The following is an 18,413-nucleotide window of genomic DNA, read 5'->3' on the forward strand; positions in this document are numbered from 1 at the left end:
CAACCGTGGCGGCTTTTTTATCGCTTACTTTACTGTGCCACCGCACGTAATTGATCCAACGATGCATTGAGTACTTTGGTTTGTTGATATAGCTGACGATAAATCTCGTACTTGGCTTGATAATAGGGTTGAACCGAGTGGTTCGGAGTATGCGTTGCGATAACCTCCGGCAAAGGACAATACGCTTTAATCAGCGACTCCACCTCATGACCTTGCTGCGCCTTTAAACCAATCAGAGCAAGACGCGCCGCACCAAGCCCTGGGCCCACTTCTCCACCATCACGGTAAGTTAGCGCTTTTGCCAACACGTTCGCGATGATTTGACGCCAAAGCTCACTGCGCGCGCCACCACCAATCAATGACAGCTCATCAACAACAGTGCCTGCACTTTCTAGAGCGTTTTGACAGTCCAAAATAGAGAACGCAATGCCCTCTAGTACCGCCAAGGTCATTTCCTCACGACGAGTGCTATTGACCAAACCATAGAACTGCCCACTGGCAAGAGGGTCATTGATGGGCGTTCGTTCGCCGTTTAAATAAGGCAGAAACACAACGGATGTTTGGGTAATCGAGCTATGTTCGAGCTCTTCGAGTAAGTCCGGTACCAGCTTAGACACAAGATTGGCAAACCAAGCCAAAGAGTTTGCCGCACTCAGGGTCACTCCCATTTGATGCCAGCGATTAGGTAATGCATGACAGAACGCGTGTACAGTATTTTCAGGCTTGGCGTTGTGCGCTTCTGACACAGCAAAATAGACTCCAGAAGTACCAAGCGAAACAAAGCCTTGTCCCGGTTCAGTCACCCCCATTCCTACAGCGCCCGCCGCATTGTCTCCGGCTCCCGCTACAACAGGAATGGTATTCAAACCAAGCTGCTTGGCCACCTCATCGCTTAAGCAACCAATCACTTGCTGGCCTTCATAAACCGTCGGCATGTTCGCCCTTGTTAGGCCTGTCATGGCAAGTAATTGATCGTCCCATTGACGTGTTTCAGGATTAAGCCATAACGTTCCGGCAGCATCGGAACAATCACTGGTGAATAATCCCGTTAGGCGATATACAAGGTAATCTTTGGGCAGTAAAACCTTATCGATGGCTTGATAAATGTCTGGCTCATGCTCTTTCAACCAAAGTACTTTTGGCAACGTAAAGCCTGGCATCGCTAAGTTGCCCGAAATCGCGAGTAACTCAGGGTAAGCTTGCATCACTGCATCGCACTGCGCTTTACTGCGACCATCGTTCCACAAAATACAGGGACGCAGAACTTGCCCTTGGCTATCTAATAACGTCGCCCCGTGCATCTGACCGGATAAACCAAGGGCCTCAATACGCGTAAGATTCACTCTCTGAGACAGTTGCTCACATACTTGCCCAACCGCCTCCCACCAATCACTCGGAGCCTGCTCTGACCAAGTTGGATGAGGAGCGCTCACATTCAGTGCTTGGCTGGCTTGTGCAACAACCTGCCCCTCATCATTAATGACCACACCTTTTAACCCAGACGTACCTAAATCTAACCCTAAGAACATATTTCTTACCTGCTAAACATGATTGCAGTGAATCGTTATTGTTGTGTATTTATCGAGTGTCAGAAGTTGTGACTATTTAGTCAATGGCTGATTAGTAATCTGCTTTTTACGTATCAGTCCAAGACAAAATGCATCAATTTGACGCACTTTTTGCATAGAGGGTGGATTTGCGCTCTGGATGCATTGATTTCACTCAATCTTGCCCCACATAATTAAAACAATTCATTTATCGGTTTTTGAGGTCTTTATGCAGCTCCAGCAGCTTCTCAGTGAAACACTTCCTGCTACCAGCTACGGTCATAGCCAAGACCTAGGTGTGATTTCTGTCCAAGGTCCTGACAGCGTTAAATTGCTACAAGGTCAGACCACAGCTGACCTGAAGCTGGTTAACGAACAAACCAGTGTATTCGGCGCTGTGTGTACACCGAAGGGGCGCATCATTGCCAATTTCTATATTTTGCAGAACGCCGCAGACTCTTTTTTAGTGGTGGTGAAGCGGGATGTGCTCGAGACACTGTTAGCCCATTTGAAAAAGTACGCCGTATTTTTCAAAACGGAGCTAGCCGATGTCAGTACTCAGTACCATGTCAGCTCATTGTTTGCGCTAACAGATACACTTGAGCCACAAACGCAGTATGAATTGGCAATCCCAACCAGCCACCAAGATGGCTGCAGCCAATTGGTACTGAACAACACCTATTACCAAGAAACACTAACCGTTGCCCCTGCATCAGAAGAGCTTCCCAATGCAGAAGACCCAGCCGCTCACAAGGTGATGGCTCTTTTGGCTGCACGACCACTGCTAGGCAAAGAGCACCTTGAAGAGATCCTACCGCAATGGATCAATATGCAACGCAACGGCGGCATCAGCTTTACCAAAGGCTGTTATACCGGACAGGAAATCGTTGCCCGTATGAAATACCGTGGCAAGTCGAAAAAGCACTTAGCGCTTGCCACCTGTTCAGGTCCAATGAAGATGGGTGCGGATGTGATGAACGAAGAAGGCAAAGCGATTGGATCAGTCTTTGATGTTGCACCTTTGGCTGACGTACAAGTCGCTCAATTGATCCTAAACGTTGATCAAAACGACGTTGGCAACGCCACAGTAGAGGGCTACGACATTAATCTACTGCCTCTCCCCTATGAACTGGGCAACTAATTTTTCGAAGTTCAAAAGAGAAGCGCGCTTAGGATATCCAAGCGCGCTTTTTTATCTCTCAGGCGACTACTCTGCCGACTGTAAATGAGCACTCCAATCGATCGGCGCTTTACCGATACTTTCAAGGTATTGATTCGCTTTTGAGAAATGCCCACAGCCAAAGAAGCCACGGTAAGCAGACAATGGTGATGGATGCACGCTCTCTAAAACACAGTGCTTAGAGCGATCAATATGGCGACCTTTTTTCTGAGCGTAAGAACCCCACAGCATAAATACCACCCCTTGGTGGTGCTCGTTGATTAATTGAATCACTTGATCTGTGAAAGTTTCCCAGCCCTTATTTTGGTGTGAGCCAGCTTTTGAAGCTTCAACGGTCAATACACTGTTGAGTAGAAGCACACCCTGTCGCGCCCAGTTGATCAGGTAACCATGATTGGCAATCGGTATATTTAAGTCAGCTTCTAGTTCTTTATAGATATTGACCAAAGATGGCGGTGTTTTGATACCAGGTTTCACTGAGAATGACAGACCATGGGCTTGATTTGGACCGTGGTAAGGGTCTTGCCCAAGAATAACCACTTTCACTTGCTCAAAAGGCGTCTCGTTTAGAGCATTGAAGCAATCATTTGAGTGAGGAAAAATCACTTTTCGAGCTTCTTTTTCCTGCACTAAAAATTCACGCAAACGCTGCATGTAGTCTTTGTTAAATTCATCGGCTAAATGTGCCTGCCAGTCGGATGCAAGATTCATAATTACTCAGTTTTAAAATAAGGGTTAAACACAGGGTCATTTAATAGCGCATGATACCACTGCACACCATCCAATTCATGAGCGCCACCCATTACCTGCCTCAGTAACAGCCAAACCAACTCACGTAAGACATAGGCCTGACGATAGCATTCAATGCGGTAGCAGTGCTCTTTATCTAACGCACCGCCAATGATGATTGAATAAGCCTGCTGGAGTTGTTCGTAATTCAAGTGATGCGCATGAGCCAAAATCCCTAAGTCAAACAAGGGATCGTTCATCGCAGCGCATTCCCAATCAATAAGCCAAGCTCTATTGGCCTTGAGAATAACGTTTTTAGGGTTCAAGTCGTTGTGACATAGCACCAATGTATCAGGCCGTGGTGCCTTCGGTAACATGCTATAGAAACGTTGTACTTGCTCTATGGGCGTCAGCATATCCGAATCGCAATGATTCTCTGACAAGGCTTGTAGCCAGCGCTCTAATAACGCATACACACAGTATTCTTGAGAAACGCTTGGTTGTTGATGTAAACGCTGCACCACCTCACAGACGGGCTTTAAGGTTGCGTCTTGATGAGCAACAGCCCAAGAAAAGGTATGGCCCGTTAAGAATTGGCTAACCACACACGATTGCCGTTGCCAAACGATGTTCGCGGTTAACCCTTGTTGCGCTGTTTGTCGCCAGATATGAGATTCGAGCTCACGGTTTACACCAAATAGATCATCACTTTCTTGCGTTAAACGCAGCACCAGCTGAGGCTGATTACACCAACGGATGCAGAAAGTTTGATTGGAAAACCCTTCCTCCAGAGGCACTAATTCGTACACGCCATCTTTCGGTAAAATGGAGTTCATTTGCTTCAAATACTCAGAAAGTGCATACATTTTCAATCACTTATTGCCAGAGGGGGAAACCGCTGTCAGAATGTCCCTGATACCCATTTGAGTCAATATTTTACTGTTGAAGCACATAAATGAATAAGCACGAAGACATTATTCGCAGAATCCAAGAAAAACTGAGTACGCTGAGTAAATCTGAGCGTAAGGTTGCTGAAGCCATTTTAGCCGACCCTAAAACGACTATTCACTCCAGCATTGCGAAGCTTGCCGCGCGTGCCGAGGTCAGTGAGCCAACGGTGAACCGTTTTTGTCGCAGCTTAATTGGCAGCGGCTTTCCAGACTTCAAAGTCGCATTAGCACAAAGCCTAGCGAAAGGGACACCTTATGTGAACCTTAATGTTGAGCCAGATGATGCGCCAGGCGCCATTACTCATAAGATTTTTGAGGCAGCGAAAAACAACCTTACTCGCGCACAGGAACTACTTCCTGAAACATTAATTAGTCGTGTAGTGGATGTTTTAGCACAAGCACGCCGTATCGAATTTTATGGACTGGGTGCATCTGGCCCTGTCGCGAAAGATGCGCACCATAAGTTCTTCCGCTTAAATATGCCAGTTGTCGCTTACACCGACATTTTGGTGCAACGTATGGCGGCGGCGGGGACTCACCCAGGCGATGCGGTGGTGCTGATTTCATTATCTGGTCGTACTTTGCCATTGATCGAAACCGCCCGTGTCGCACGTGAAGCCGGAGCAACGGTCGTCGGCATTACCAACCCAGGCTCACCGTTGACGGAACATTGTTCCATTGTGCTTCCCATTGAAGAAACTGAAGATACGGACATCTACACACCAATGAGTTCACGTATTGTGTATCTCACACTGATCGATGCATTGGCAACAGGTGTACTGCTGAAACGCGGCCCTGAATTCAACGAGCATCTGCGCAAGTTGAAACTGAGTGTACAAGATACGCGCCTTCCTAAGCAGGATAACTAAAGTATTCAAAGGCGCTGCAAAGCGCCTTTCTTTTTTACGATATATCAACGCAAAATAACTACTAAACTATTTTCACAAGAGAATATCGATATTTTGTCAGAGGATTTTGAAAGATAATTCCTCGCTCTCTTCTTAGAATCGCCGGTCAGGTTGTGAAATGGTAATTTTTTGTCAAAAAACTGACTGTTTCAATAAGGAACACCAACTTGATAATTTCAGGCAATCTAACACCCGAAGATGACATGCTCCCAAAGCCTCGCTAGATGCTAGGTTTTGGTCTACGTTTGATCCAACTTATCAGAACGCGGCACAGTAGACTTCGTTATAAAAAATCGAATCATGGGGACTATAATGATTGAAAACAGCTTAGCGATAAGCTTTACCTTCCTAGCCTATTTAGTGGTTATGCTAGGGATCGGTTTATACGCATACAAACGCACATCCAGCTCAGAAGACTACTTCCTAGGTGGTCGCTCTCTAGGCCCTTGGCCTACAGCCCTATCAGCTGGTGCATCGGACATGAGTGGCTGGTTATTGCTAGGACTTCCAGGTTACGCTTTCGCAGCCGGTATGGAGTCACTTTGGCTAGCTGGTGGTCTACTTGTTGGCACATGGTTAAACTGGCTGATCTGTGCGAAACGTCTTCGCACTTACAGCATCGAAGCCAACTCTCTAACCTTACCTGAATACCTGTCTACTCGCTTCCAAGATAAATCAAAACTGATTCAAACCATTTCTGCATTCTTTATCTTGCTATTCTTTTTGTTCTACACGAGTTCTGGCTTAGTGGCAGGCGGTAAGCTTTTCGAAACAGTATTCGGCCTAGACTACCGTTGGGCAGTTGTAATCGGCACGGTATGTGTTGTGTCTTACACACTATTTGGTGGTTTCTTAGCTGTATCTTGGACAGACCTAGTGCAAGGTCTGTTGATGTGTGCGGCATTGGTCATCGTACCCATCGCAATTATGGAAGGCGACTGGTCTCAGCTTCCAGCGACACTAGAGGCGAAAAACCCAGAATTATTATCTTTGTGGCGCGATGTTAACGGCGAACCACTGAGTATCATTGGCATCATCTCGTTGGTTGCTTGGGGCCTAGGTTACTTCGGCCAGCCACATATCTTAGCTCGCTTTAAAGCTTCTCGTTCTAACAAAGACATCACTACAGCACGTCGCATTGCAGTTGTTTGGACAGCACTTTCAATGGTCGGTGCACTATTGATTGGTGTGGTTGGTATTGTCTACGTAGACAACCACATGGGTGGCTCGCTGGAAGACGGCGAAAAGATCTTTATGATCTTGGTAAATGCAGTATTTAACCCTGTGGTAGCGGGTATTCTACTAGCAGCTATTCTTGCTGCGATCATGAGTACTGCTGACTCTCAGTTGTTGGTGTCTTCATCTGCGTTAGCGGAAGACTTCTACAAAGCTTGGATCAACCCAAATGCTACACAAAAGCAAATCGTAAACATCGGTCGTTTTGGTGTTGTTGCTCTATCGATTATCGCTCTTATTCTGGCCTTTAACCCAGAGAGCTCGGTACTTGGCTTAGTGTCCTACGCTTGGGCTGGTTTTGGTGCAGCCTTTGGCCCTGCCATCATTTTGAGCCTGTTCTGGCGTAACATGAACCGCAATGGCGCCCTAGCAGGTATCCTAGTGGGTGGTATTACGATCGTTGTTTGGAAACAAATTTCTGGCGGTATCTTTGATGTCTATGAAATCGTTCCAGGCTTCATCTTATCAACCATTGCCATTGTTGTAGTGAGCCTTATGTCTGGTGCTCCAGAGAAGAAAGTACTGGATTCTTTTGAATCATACGAAGGTAAGTTGAACACGCTAGACTAATACTCTAGAGTCTTCATCTCTTCAAAGCCGAGCCTAAGCGCTCGGCTTTTTTGTGGCTATCTGACAGCTTCTCTTTACCGACTATTCATTCATACTCTAGTAACTAAAACCTCTTTCTAGAGACCAAAAAAAGGCCTCCAAAAGGAGGCCTAAACACCATTACTAACAAACGTTAGTAGTCAGAGAAATCTGTTACTCGGGGAAGAGTGAACAAGCGCCCTGCTCAGCGCCATTAACTAGCATGCGATATCCAGCAAACATCTCACGCCCCATTCCTTGATGGGAAGCCGTCAGATCACAGCTAGCTTGCTCACGTTTAGCCAGTTCAGCATCGCTTACTAATACTGATAACGTGCCTTTGTTCGCATCTAAGCGAACCAAGTCACCATCCTGGATTTTGCCAATAAGACCGCCAGCTAATGCCTCAGGAGTTAAGTGAATAGCTGCAGGAACCTTACCAGAGGCACCAGACATACGCCCATCGGTAACAAGTGCTACTTTGTAGCCTTGGTCCTGCAAGTTGCCAAGGAAAGGCGTCAACTTGTGTAGTTCTGGCATACCAATGGCTTTCGGGCCTTGGTAACGTACTACTGCAACACAGTCACGCTTCAATTCACCAGTACGAATCGCTTCAGCCAAATCATTTTGATCGTGGAAAACAGCAGCAGGCGCTTCGATCACGCGGTTCTCTTCTTTTACTGCTGAAACCTTAATCACCGCACGGCCGAGGTTGCCTTCTAACAAAGACAAACCACCCTCTTTGCTAAATGGGTTATCAATGGATCGAACGACTTCATCGTCTAAACTGGCTTCCACACCATCACGCCATACTAGCTGGTCACCTTCCATGAAAGGCTCTTTGGTGTAATGCGTTAGGCCATGACCCACAATGGTATTAACGTCTTCGTGTACTAAGCCACCTTTCAATAGCTGCTTAGTTAGGAAAGCCATACCGCCTGCGGCTTGGAAATGGTTAATGTCTGCTTGCCCATTCGGGTAGATACGTGTCAACAATGGCACAACCTTTGACAGCTCTGAGAAATCTTGCCAGTTGATCACGATGCCCGCCGCACGAGCAAACGCAACAATGTGCATGGTGTGATTTGTTGAACCACCTGTTGCCAACAAACCGACCATGGCATTCACAATGGAACGCTCATCAATCACTTTATAGATTGGTCGGTAATCTTTGCCGAGTGCCGTTGTTTTGGTGGCCAATTGTGCTGTGTAGCGCGTTAACGCATCTCGCATTGGGCTATCAGGATTGACAAAAGAAGACCCTGGTAGTTGCAGCCCCATCATTTCAACCAATAATTGGTTAGAGTTAGCTGTACCGTAGAAAGTACAAGTACCAGCACTGTGGTATGAAGCTGATTCTGCCTCAAGTAGCTCATCACGGCTGGCTTCGCCTTTCGCAAAACGCTGGCGAACCGCGGCTTTTTGCGCGTTGGTAATACCTGATGGCATCGGACCAGCAGGGACAAATAAACAAGGTAAATGACCGAAACGTAATGCGGCGATCAATAATCCTGGAACGATTTTGTCGCAGATACCTAAGAAAAGCGCTGCATCAAACATATTGTGGGACAGAGCAATGGCCGCACCTTGAGCAATGTTGTCACGGCTAAAAAGCGATAACTCCATGCCTTCTTGGCCTTGTGTCACACCATCACACATAGCTGGCACAGCCCCAGCCACTTGTGCCACAGAGCCCATTTCAGCAACAGCACTACGAATGATATCTGGGTAGGTTTCGTAAGGTTTGTGAGCGGACAACATATCGTTGTAGGAAGTAACGATACCGATGTTGGCTTCATCCATCAGCTTAAGCTTTTGCTTTTCCTGAGGCTGACATGCTGCAAAGCCGTGGGCCAAGTTGCCACATGACAACGAACCACGGTGTGGACCTTTTAACTCAGCCTGCTGCATATCCGCTAAATATTGAGAACGTAGTGGTTTACTACGTTCAATAATGGCTTGGGTCACTTTTTCCACAATAGGGTTCATCATCTCTCTCCGCTTGGACTCTGGCTAACTATCAGTTCGCCTAAGGAACCAGAGCCGTTTTATGTAATTTTACTACATTTTAAGAATTTAAAACCAACAAACAAGACTAAAATTCGCCATAAAGCACATTTATGTAATAAATTTACCAAAAAATATTACCAATACGCTTTTTTTTCTTTAGAATAGAGCCCTATAACAGGCTAAATGACAGAACATTACAAAATGCCGTATGTTTTTTGCACATACAGCACTCTCTTGGTAGATTCAGTCATTGAGGATTTTTATTTTTGTAGTGTTTTTACAATAACATTGAAAGAATTCTGTCCTACACTAATTCCTTAGGACAGACTTTATCTTCGAATATTAGGAGTGAGATATGACGATTAAGGTAGCTATTAACGGTTATGGACGTATCGGACGCAACGTACTTCGAGCACTTTACGAGTCAGGAAAACGTGACCAGATCCAAGTTGTAGCCATTAACGACCTTGGTGATTCTAAAATCAACTCTCACTTAACTAAATATGACACAGTTCACGGACGTTTCAATGCGGATGTGAATTTTGACGCCGAAGCGCTATACATCAACGAAGATAAAATCCTAACGTTCTCTGAGCGCGACCCAGCAAAACTGCCTTGGGCGGATCTAGGCGTTGATGTGGTTTACGAGTGTACTGGCTTCTTCACTACCAAAGAAACAGCAGGTGCTCACATTACTGCTGGCGCAAAGAAAGTCATTATCTCTGCACCTGGTAAAGAAGTAGATGCAACAGTTGTTTACGGTGTTAACCAAGATGTTCTAACGTCAGACATGACAGTGATCTCAAACGCTTCTTGTACCACGAACTGTCTTGCTCCAATCGCGAAGCCGCTTAACGATAAGCTTGGCATCGAAAGTGGTTTGATGACGACCATTCATGCTTACACTAACGATCAGCGTCTATCAGATGTTTACCACTCTGATTTGTACCGTGCTCGCGCTGCGGCAATGAACATGATCCCAACTAAAACGGGCGCGGCAGCGGCTGTAGGCCTAGTGGTTCCTGAACTTGCTGGCAAGTTTGATGGCATGGCCGTGCGCGTACCAACGATTAACGTGTCTTTAGTAGATTTAACATTCCAAGCACCGCGTGAAACAACGGCTGAAGAAGTTAACCAAATCATCGAAGACGCCATTGCGGCAGATCCAGTGTTGGCACAAGTATTGTGTGTTAACAATGAGCCACTAGTGTCTTCTGACTTTAACCACAGTACTTACACTTCTAACTTTGATGCGACACAAACTCGCGTACAAGGAAAGCTTGTTAAAGTCATGGCTTGGTATGATAACGAGTGGGGCTTCTCAAACCGAATGCTGGATAACACCATCGCTTTGATGAACGCCAAGTAAGACTAAATCCAAAAGGCTGCTGACGCAGCCTTTTTCATCTCTTATACTTCCCTGACGCATTATCACTTTTTTGGAATAGATATGACCCGCAGAACAAAGATCGTTGCCACATTAGGACCATCCTCTAGCTCACCAGAGATGATTGAGAAACTTATTTTGGCTGGAGCAAACGTTTTTCGTTTGAACTTCTCACACGGCCAACCTGAAGATCACATCAATCGCGCTAATGTCGTGCGTGAAATGGCGGCAAAAAATAAGCGTCATGTTGCTATTCTTGGAGACCTTCAAGGTCCAAAAATTCGTATCGCTCGTTTTAAGGATACAAAAGTAACGCTACAAGAAGGCGCGAAGTTTATCCTAGACGTGGGCTTCGACAAGAACGCAGGCGATGAAACGCGTGTCGGTATCGACTACCCTCAACTTGCAGAAGACTCTTCTCCGGGCAACGTACTGCTTCTTGATGATGGCCGTGTTGTGCTGGAAGTCACTGAAGTGATCGGTATGGAAGTTCACACTAAAGTCATCGTTGGTGGCGCGCTGTCCAATAACAAAGGCATCAACCGTCAAGGTGGCGGCCTGTCTGCAGCGGCGTTGACCGACAAGGACAAAGAAGACATCAAAACGGCAGCAGCCTTAAAAGCAGATTACCTAGCGGTTTCTTTCCCGCGTAGTGCAGCAGATCTTGAAGAAGCTCGTGAGCTGGCTAAAGCAGCAGGTCTTGAAACAGGTATCGTAGCTAAAGTTGAGCGTGCTGAAGCGGTGGCTGACAACGAAACACTAGATGCCATTATCCTAGCTTCTGACGCGGTCATGGTGGCTCGTGGCGACCTAGGCGTTGAGATCGGTGACGCTGAGTTGATCGGTGTACAAAAACACATGATCAAGCGCTGTCGTCAACTTAACCGTCCTGTGATCACTGCAACTCAGATGATGGAAACCATGATCACACAAGCAATGCCAACTCGTGCAGAAGTGTTCGACGTTGCCAACGCTGTTCTAGATGGCACTGATGCCGTTATGCTATCGGCAGAAACCGCTGCTGGTTCTTTCCCTGAAGAAGTGGTTAAAAAGATGGACAGTGTCTGTCTTGGCGCAGAGAAACATCCTTCAGTGATGCGTTCAAAGCACCGTCTTGATGTGACATTCACGTCAATCTCTGAAACGATTGCTATGTCAGCAATGTACGCAGCTAACCACCTTGAAGGCGTAAAAGCGATCATTAGTTTAACCGCTTCAGGTACAACACCACTGTTGTTATCACGTATTTCATCTGGTTTGCCAATCTACGCATTGTCACCAAACCAAGAAACATTGAACAAAACAGCACTATACCGTGGTGTGACACCCGTTGCGTTCTCTTCTCAAGAGCACAACATTGACACCATCATTTCAGGTCTAGTGAATAAAGTGAAATCATTAGGCTTCGTTAAAGACGGCGACCTAGTAATCGTGACCAAAGGTGACCACCTTGTTTCACACGGCACGACTAACATGATCAAAGTGGTTGAAGTCGGCGCGGTTGCGTAATGGATAAGAAGACGGTTACAACGGCAGCGCGCAAACGCGTTGCCCTTGTTGCACATGACAACATGAAGCCTGAGTTGACCACTTGGGCTGTGCAGCATAAAGATAAGCTGATCAAGCATGAACTCATGGCAACAGGCACTACCGGTAACCTTTTGCAAAAGCAATTAGGCGTCCCTGTAAACGCTTTAATCAGCGGCCCATTAGGTGGTGATCAACAACTTGGCGGTATGATTGCAGAAGGCAAGATCGATATCTTAATCTTCTTCTGGGATCCATTTGAGCCAATGCCCCATGATCCGGACATTAAAGCGCTCTTACGCGTAGCCGCTGTGTGGAACATTCCCATTGCTTGTAGTGTATCGTCGGCAAACTTCTTAATCAGCTCACCACTGTTTGATGAGCCATTTGAGAAACAAATTCCAGATTACGATAGTTATTTAAAGGCGAGACTTTAAGTCTCGCCTTTTTCATTTCAGACACGGCACTTTTCTAAAATAAAAAAGTCGCCTCTAGGCACTCCCTCAACTCGCGGTTTCGACGAAAATCGGCTATATTATCGCCCCTATTTGCAGGAGTTGAATACAGCTCCCTTGAAGACTTGAAATCAAACTCCGACATATCCCCTCATACCCGTTGGAGAACAGCGCAGGAGAACAATTTTGCAAGCGAAAGTAGCCCTTATTATGGGATCTAAAAGTGACTGGGCAACCATGGAAGCAGCCGCTGAAATCATGGATAAACTAGGCGTTGCGTACCATGTTGAAGTGGTATCAGCACACCGTACACCGGTTAAGCTAGCAGAGTTTTCTGAAAGCGCAGTTGAACGTGGTTTTAAGGTGATCATTGGCGGTGCTGGCGGCGCAGCTCACCTACCAGGTATGGTTGCGGCACACACTCGCCTTCCTGTGTTAGGTGTTCCAGTTCAAAGTAAAGCATTAAACGGCATGGATAGCTTGCTATCGATTGCTCAAATGCCAAAAGGTGTAGCGGTAGGCACGCTAGCCATTGGTACAGCGGGTGCTTTCAACGCCGGCCTATTAGCTTGTCAAATCCTTGCAAATGAAGATGCAGAGCTTGCAGAGCGTATTGAAGCGTTCCGCAACGAGCAGACAGATACGGTTCTTTCTAACCCAGATCCACGCGAGGCTTAATCCATGTCATCTATTTGGGTACTCGGCGCAGGTCAACTTGGCGCCATGCTTAAACAGGCAGCCAACCCACTTGGCTTAGACGTTAAACCTGTTGATATTGAAACCGATGAAACGCTTCCACTGCAAGCAGATGACATCGTCACAGCAGAGCGTGAAGACTGGCCTGAAACGGCTGCAACGAAGCAGCTTGCAGCCCATCCGAACTTCGTCAACTTGAAAACGTTCCCACAGTTAGCCGATCGTCTGACACAAAAGCAGTGGATCGATAAACTGGGCCTAGCCACAGCACCTTGGTTCCCTGTTGAAGATGACTCAACGGCTGAGAAGGCTTATCAAACCTTAGGTGAGCGCGTATTGATGAAGCGCCGCCGTGGTGGCTACGATGGCAAAGGTCAATACTGGCTAAAGCAATCTGAAGGCACTGAAATCCCAGACGACTGGAAAGGCCTAGCGATTGCTGAGCAAGCCATCAACTTTGATGAAGAAGTATCAGTTGTGGGTGTACGTGGTAAAAACGGTGAAAAATACTTTTACCCACTTACCCTAAACCTACACATTAACGGCATTCTGTACGCATCCATTTCACCTCTGCAGCGCCTTGAGCACCTTCAAGAGCAAGCTGAAGGCATGCTTGGTAAGCTAATGGACGCGCTTGATTACGTCGGTGTGATGGCAATGGAATGTTTCCGTTGCGGCGACAAACTATTGATCAACGAATTGGCTCCACGTGTTCACAACAGTGGTCACTGGACTCAAGCTGGTGCAAGTGTTGACCAGTTCGAAAACCATATCCGTGCCGTAGCGGGTTTACCTTTAGCTCCTGCTGAAGTAAAAAACCAGAGCATGATGGTGAACTTAATCGGTGTTGACGTTGACTACAACTGGCTTTCCATCAAGGGTCTAGAGCTTTACTGGTACCGTAAAGAGGTACGCCCAGGCCGTAAAGTGGGCCACCTGAATGCTTGTTCAGGAGATCTCGAACAGCTGCAGTCGATTCTCAAGTCATTGAGCTCCATGCCAGAGCCTTATGACCAAGCACTGGCTTGGTTGAGCGAAAGCCTACCTACAGGTTAATTGCGAAAAAGGCTGCTATATGCAGCCTTTTTATATGGCATTGCACTTTTCTGCTTTTATTCCCCTAAAAAAGCAAGCAATGTGCTTGTTTATTCATGAGAATACCATAGGATATAACATACAGACTTGGCTCGATAACTAACTTAAAACTAAATATGCCAAGCGGTATTCTAAGGAACCTTGAATGAACCACTTAGAACTCGACTCCTATGACTGGAAGCTACTTAAAGCGCTCCAGACTAATGCTCGCCTATCCAATGTTGCCTTATCCGAACAGGTCAACCTATCGCCATCGCAGTGCTCTAGACGTTTACAACGCTTAGAACAAAGCCACTTGATTGAAGCATATAGCACTCGCTTAAACAGCACAGAACTAGGCTATCAAGTCACAGCATTCGTTTCGATCACCTTAGACAAAGGCAACAGCCTGGCTCGAAAGAACTTCCAAGAACGGGTCGCAACAATGGAAACAGTACAAGAGTGCTATTCTGTGACGGGGCATTGTGACTATTGGCTTAGAGTCATTGCACAGGACCTAACAGCCTTATCAGACTTTCTAAGTGATGAGCTTTCAAACATGGAAGGTGTACGAGATGTCAGCTCAACTCTTGCATTAAACAAAATCAAGTACTGCACGTCTGTCCCCCTACCAAACTAAGCGCTCATGAGCGCTTAGATACCTCTGGTAAACGCATTGCCATTAATACTCCAACGATCGTGATTAGAGCATAAATAAAAATCAGCATATCCAGAGTCACCACTTCACTTAGCAAGCCAATCAAACTGAATACTAACAGCATCATCCCTATTGCCGTATTTCCTACCGCTACGAAGCTAGTACGCTTATTTCCCTCAGCCATATCAACTAGATAGGTTTTACGACCAACACGAATACCTTGGTGGAAAACTGTCAGCAAAAAATACAAGCCTGGTAATAACCAAAAGCTCGCAAGCGCTTCCGGTAGCCACTGGGCGATAGCAAAAAGAGCAATACTTGTCAGCGCCCCTAAACTCGATGCTAAGATCAGAACTTTACGGCTTGAGACATCAGAAAAGCGCCCCCAAAAAGGCCCTGAGACGAGGCCTGCTAAGCCACTGATTACCATAAACATGGCTAACACCCAAATCGAGTCACCAATTCTCTCCTCAGCTAACAGAACGTAATAAGGTGCCGCTAAAGCGGTTCCTAAGAAACACGCTCGTGTTATAACGAAATGGCGAAACTCCTTATCAGATATTAGCAGTGATAACTGAGACAAGGAGCGCATCACACTGAAGTCCGTGTCGTCCGCCTCCCCTTTAGGCTCATCAACCCTAGAAAAGATAAGTGCAGATAACAACCAAAGTACTGCACCGGCAATCAACCCCCAAATAAAGTAAGACGATGTCTGCCAATCGTAGGCATAGCTAAGAGCCATCATGAAGCCAATCCCGATCGTTACTAGACCTGCTGCACTAGCAGACAGCCCTGTCACTTGGCCTCGCTCTGACTTAGGGATGGTTTTACCTAAGATATCTTTTGTCGCAACAGAATTAAGTCCACGAGCTAAGCTAAAGCACGCCAGCAACAATATGATACTAATGCCTGCAATATAGCCCTCAAGTGAACTGGCAACGAGAGCCATCAACAACAAAGACAAAGCCTGAATAACACTTCCTACTACCCACACCCACTTACGTATGGTTAAGCGGCGCATAGCACTGGCAATGAATAACTGAGGTAATAGCGAACCTGATTCTCGAATTGGCACCAGCCAAGCCACTAAGAATGTTGGTGCCCCAACCGACTGCAACAGCCAAGGAAGAGTCACCTTAGGGTTAACGATTGCATCACCCGTATTAGTCAAAAACTGAGCCGTAATTAAGCGAATAAAATTCCTTGCTACAGAAGGCTTGTCTTCATCCTTTTTTTCGTCTGACTTCACCACCCAGTTATACAGACTCACTACCCATGATTGACGACTCATTCACCGAAATCCTTATTTTCACGACTTTATAACGTACGTACTATTTTATAGAAACAGTTTAATTAATTGCGCAGCTAATCTTAAAGTAATGAGGTTCAGGGTAAGAAAGTTTAAGTAGGACTATCCATCAAGTCTTAGCATAAATACAATTTATTGAAAGTCAGTCGAATCCGCTTATCACTAATTCAAGAGAAGATCCCAACATGGCACATGACAACAGCAGCGACCTCAATCCTAAAGTCACGACGATGAAAGGCTTTGCTAAGCTAGCTGACTATTCTCTAGTGGATTCACTTAACGCTGACCCAGAAAGCGATTCAGATGGCAACGAGCATCATCCGAGACAAGTCTTCTCAGGGCACTATGTACCAGTAAAACCTACGCCTTTGCCAGGCTTCGAGTACGTTGCTCACAGCAATACACTCTTTGAAGAGCTCGGTTTAGATGATGCCTTAGCACTCACAGAAACATTTCAAGAAGTCTTTTCTGGGGACCTGTTAAACGCTCCAGCACCGATGTTGAAATCAGGTTGGGCAACAGGTTACGCATTATCTATTTACGGCACAGAGTACACTCAGCAGTGCCCTTTCAGAACGGGAAACGGGTATGGTGATGGGCGTGCCATGTCCATATTTGAAGGGGTATTTAAAGGTAAACGTTGGGAAATGCAGTTAAAAGGCGGCGGGCGTACACCTTACTGCCGTGGTGGTGATGGTCGCGCTGTTCTTCGTTCAAGCGTACGAGAATTTCTTGCGCAAGAAGCCATGCATGCCTTGGGTATTCCAACATCCCGCTCTCTTAGCCTATTTGTTTCGAAAACTGAACAGGTACATCGCCCTTGGTATCACGAAGGCTCACAGTCTACTGACCCAGAAATTATGGTGTCTAATCCTGTAGCGATTTCAACGCGAGTAGCACCGTCGTTTATACGTGTTGGTCAGCTCGAACTATTTGCACGTAGAGCACGAACTAACGAGCATCCCAATGCGTTAAAAGAGCTTGAAATGATAGTACAACACCTGATCGATAGAGAGTATAAAGGTGAAATCGATCTAGCGTTGTCTTTTTCTAAACAACTGATCCAGCTTGCAGAATTATTCCGCGAGCGCCTAAGCTCATTGGTCGCCAACTGGATTCGAGTAGGGTACTGCCAAGGCAACTTTAATGGTGATAACTGCCCAGCTGGCGGCTACACACTAGATTATGGCCCATTTGGCTTCTGCGAAATGTTTGATCCCACATTCCAACCTTGGACAGGTGGTGGACGCCACTTCTCTTTTTTAAACCAGCCCTTGGCTGCACAGCAAAACTTCAGCATGTTTTGCAAGTCTCTGGAACCATTGTTGCAGGACGAGCCAAAAGCCCATGAGGAATTGTTGCAAATCCGCAATGGATTTATTCATATGATGGAGCTGAAAGTTGAGAGCATGTGGGCTCTTAAACTAGGCCTTGCACAATACGACTCAGAGCTTGTACTACAATTATTGAAATTAATGGTCAGTACACGTGCTGATTTCAATATGTTCTTCCGTGAGTTATCGCATGTGCCAAAAGACGCCTCAGCTTTATGCAGTACCTTCTATATAGAGCCAACCGAAGAGCAATTAACCCAATGGCAGCATTGGTTGAATCAATGGCGCATCGCCATAAATGCTGACGAACAGCAAGACAGCGTCAGCAAAGCGATGAAGCAAGTAAACCCTAAATACACTTGGCGCGAATGGCTTATCGTTCCTGCTTATCAACAAGCAGAACAAGGTAACTATGCCCTGATTAAAGAGTTACAAAAAGTCCTTAACAACCCTTATCAAGAACAATCACAAGAGGTAGAAGATAAGTACTATCGACTTCGCCCAGAAGAGTTTTACAGGATGGGCGGCGTTAGCCATTACAGCTGCTCTTCGTAACTTCCTGCGAAACCTCAGGGGTCAGATCCCTGTACGTACATCAGTTTCCGATCACTGCAGTCAGTCTAGGGATCTGCCCCCTTAGCTAAGGTTGCTATCGGGGGATCAAGGCGAGACATTTTCGACGGACGTAAAAAAGCCCTGACCGCGCTAGCGATCAGGGCTTCTTAATTAGAAGCTTGACGACGACCTACTCTCACATGGGATCTCCCACACTACCATCGGCGATGGCGCTTTTCACTTCTGAGTTCGGGATGGGATCAGGTGGTT

At 46.3% G+C, this 18,413-nt stretch carries 15 protein-coding genes and 1 rRNA gene; 10 read left to right on the forward strand and 6 right to left on the reverse strand.

Translation table 11 applies throughout. The annotated features are described in order from the left end of the window. Positions 1 to 29 precede the first annotated feature (29 nt). Positions 30 to 1,529 (reverse strand): xylulokinase, encoded by a 1,500-nt coding sequence (xylB, locus tag C8D85_RS13615; RefSeq protein WP_133563624.1) that lies wholly within the window; start codon positions 1,527 to 1,529, stop codon positions 30 to 32. A gap of 247 nt (positions 1,530 to 1,776) precedes the next feature. On the opposite strand from xylB, the gene ygfZ reads away from it, so the two are divergent. Beyond that, a complete protein-coding gene (ygfZ, locus tag C8D85_RS13620) occupies positions 1,777 to 2,688 on the forward strand; it encodes a CAF17-like 4Fe-4S cluster assembly/insertion protein YgfZ (RefSeq protein WP_133563626.1) in 912 nt (303 codons plus the stop codon). Between the two features lie 66 nt (positions 2,689 to 2,754). Here ygfZ and ung read toward each other — a convergent pair whose 3' ends face one another. Together ung and C8D85_RS13630 are read right to left on the reverse strand one after the other, a co-directional pair. After that, positions 2,755 to 3,438, reverse strand: coding sequence for a uracil-DNA glycosylase (ung, locus tag C8D85_RS13625; RefSeq protein ID WP_133563628.1), 684 nt, complete (start codon positions 3,436 to 3,438; stop codon positions 2,755 to 2,757). A 2-nt stretch (positions 3,439 to 3,440) separates the two neighbouring features. Continuing rightward, entirely contained in the window at positions 3,441 to 4,322 is an 882-nt protein-coding gene (locus C8D85_RS13630; protein WP_133563630.1) for a phosphotransferase, read from the reverse strand. An 89-nt stretch (positions 4,323 to 4,411) separates the two neighbouring features. Between C8D85_RS13630 and hexR the strand changes: the two genes are divergently transcribed. Continuing rightward, positions 4,412 to 5,275 carry a transcriptional regulator HexR gene (hexR, locus tag C8D85_RS13635; protein ID WP_133563632.1) on the forward strand — a complete coding sequence of 288 codons (864 nt, stop codon included), beginning with the start codon at positions 4,412 to 4,414 and terminating at the stop codon, positions 5,273 to 5,275. A gap of 351 nt (positions 5,276 to 5,626) precedes the next feature. Further along, positions 5,627 to 7,120, forward strand: a complete 1,494-nt coding sequence (gene putP, locus C8D85_RS13640; RefSeq protein WP_133563634.1) for a sodium/proline symporter PutP — start codon at positions 5,627 to 5,629, stop codon at positions 7,118 to 7,120. 192 nt (positions 7,121 to 7,312) lie between these two features. On the opposite strand, the gene edd is transcribed toward putP, so the two are convergent. Further along, entirely contained in the window at positions 7,313 to 9,127 is a 1,815-nt protein-coding gene (gene edd, locus C8D85_RS13645; protein ID WP_133563700.1) for a phosphogluconate dehydratase, read from the reverse strand. A 376-nt stretch (positions 9,128 to 9,503) separates the two neighbouring features. On the opposite strand from edd, the gene gap reads away from it, so the two are divergent. The 6 genes from gap (at position 9,504) to C8D85_RS13675 (ending at position 14,927) form a co-directional block, all read left to right on the forward strand. Beyond that, entirely contained in the window at positions 9,504 to 10,517 is a 1,014-nt protein-coding gene (gene gap, locus C8D85_RS13650; protein ID WP_133563636.1) for a type I glyceraldehyde-3-phosphate dehydrogenase, read from the forward strand. An 81-nt stretch (positions 10,518 to 10,598) separates the two neighbouring features. Next, complete coding sequence (gene pyk / locus C8D85_RS13655; protein ID WP_133563638.1) at positions 10,599 to 12,044, forward strand: pyruvate kinase; 1,446 nt, start codon at positions 10,599 to 10,601, stop codon at positions 12,042 to 12,044. Then, positions 12,044 to 12,499: a methylglyoxal synthase gene (locus tag C8D85_RS13660; protein WP_133563640.1), complete on the forward strand. Its 456-nt coding sequence runs from the start codon at positions 12,044 to 12,046 to the stop codon at positions 12,497 to 12,499. Before pyk ends, C8D85_RS13660 begins: the two co-directional genes overlap by 1 nt. Positions 12,500 to 12,703: 204 nt before the next feature. Then, positions 12,704 to 13,195: a 5-(carboxyamino)imidazole ribonucleotide mutase gene (gene purE, locus C8D85_RS13665; protein ID WP_133563642.1), complete on the forward strand. Its 492-nt coding sequence runs from the start codon at positions 12,704 to 12,706 to the stop codon at positions 13,193 to 13,195. Between the two features lie 3 nt (positions 13,196 to 13,198). Then, positions 13,199 to 14,269: a 5-(carboxyamino)imidazole ribonucleotide synthase gene (gene purK, locus C8D85_RS13670; protein WP_133563644.1), complete on the forward strand. Its 1,071-nt coding sequence runs from the start codon at positions 13,199 to 13,201 to the stop codon at positions 14,267 to 14,269. Between the two features lie 184 nt (positions 14,270 to 14,453). After that, on the forward strand, positions 14,454 to 14,927 hold the full coding sequence (locus tag C8D85_RS13675) for an Lrp/AsnC family transcriptional regulator (protein WP_133563646.1): 474 nt from the start codon (positions 14,454 to 14,456) through the stop codon (positions 14,925 to 14,927). 4 nt (positions 14,928 to 14,931) lie between these two features. Here the strand turns inward: C8D85_RS13675 and C8D85_RS13680 are convergent, their stop codons facing one another. After that, positions 14,932 to 16,236, reverse strand: coding sequence for an MFS transporter (locus tag C8D85_RS13680; RefSeq protein WP_133563648.1), 1,305 nt, complete (start codon positions 16,234 to 16,236; stop codon positions 14,932 to 14,934). A gap of 203 nt (positions 16,237 to 16,439) precedes the next feature. Here C8D85_RS13680 and C8D85_RS13685 point away from each other — a divergent pair, with 203 nt between their 5' ends. Further along, on the forward strand, positions 16,440 to 18,143 hold the full coding sequence (locus C8D85_RS13685; RefSeq protein WP_133563651.1) for a protein adenylyltransferase SelO: 1,704 nt from the start codon (positions 16,440 to 16,442) through the stop codon (positions 18,141 to 18,143). A gap of 177 nt (positions 18,144 to 18,320) precedes the next feature. Here the strand turns inward: C8D85_RS13685 and rrf are convergent. Next, positions 18,321 to 18,413 (reverse strand): 5S ribosomal RNA (gene rrf, locus C8D85_RS13690); the annotation flags it as partial.

This window comes from Marinomonas communis (assembly GCF_004363305.1).
Classification (GTDB): Bacteria; Pseudomonadota; Gammaproteobacteria; order Pseudomonadales; family Marinomonadaceae; genus Marinomonas; species Marinomonas communis.

What these genes read in the sequence shown, in the direction of transcription:
- xylB (WP_133563624.1), bottom strand. Translation starts at nt 1,529, where the DNA reads ATGTTCTTAGGGTTAGATTTAGGTACGTCTGGGTTAAAAGGTGTGGTC.
- ygfZ (WP_133563626.1), top strand. Translation starts at nt 1,777, where the DNA reads ATGCAGCTCCAGCAGCTTCTCAGTGAAACACTTCCTGCTACCAGCTAC.
- ung (WP_133563628.1), bottom strand. Translation starts at nt 3,438, where the DNA reads ATGAATCTTGCATCCGACTGGCAGGCACATTTAGCCGATGAATTTAAC.
- C8D85_RS13630 (WP_133563630.1), bottom strand. Translation starts at nt 4,322, where the DNA reads ATGTATGCACTTTCTGAGTATTTGAAGCAAATGAACTCCATTTTACCG.
- hexR (WP_133563632.1), top strand. Translation starts at nt 4,412, where the DNA reads ATGAATAAGCACGAAGACATTATTCGCAGAATCCAAGAAAAACTGAGT.
- putP (WP_133563634.1), top strand. Translation starts at nt 5,627, where the DNA reads ATGATTGAAAACAGCTTAGCGATAAGCTTTACCTTCCTAGCCTATTTA.
- edd (WP_133563700.1), bottom strand. Translation starts at nt 9,127, where the DNA reads ATGAACCCTATTGTGGAAAAAGTGACCCAAGCCATTATTGAACGTAGT.
- gap (WP_133563636.1), top strand. Translation starts at nt 9,504, where the DNA reads ATGACGATTAAGGTAGCTATTAACGGTTATGGACGTATCGGACGCAAC.
- pyk (WP_133563638.1), top strand. Translation starts at nt 10,599, where the DNA reads ATGACCCGCAGAACAAAGATCGTTGCCACATTAGGACCATCCTCTAGC.
- C8D85_RS13660 (WP_133563640.1), top strand. Translation starts at nt 12,044, where the DNA reads ATGGATAAGAAGACGGTTACAACGGCAGCGCGCAAACGCGTTGCCCTT.
- purK (WP_133563644.1), top strand. Translation starts at nt 13,199, where the DNA reads ATGTCATCTATTTGGGTACTCGGCGCAGGTCAACTTGGCGCCATGCTT.
- C8D85_RS13675 (WP_133563646.1), top strand. Translation starts at nt 14,454, where the DNA reads ATGAACCACTTAGAACTCGACTCCTATGACTGGAAGCTACTTAAAGCG.
- C8D85_RS13680 (WP_133563648.1), bottom strand. Translation starts at nt 16,236, where the DNA reads ATGAGTCGTCAATCATGGGTAGTGAGTCTGTATAACTGGGTGGTGAAG.
- C8D85_RS13685 (WP_133563651.1), top strand. Translation starts at nt 16,440, where the DNA reads ATGGCACATGACAACAGCAGCGACCTCAATCCTAAAGTCACGACGATG.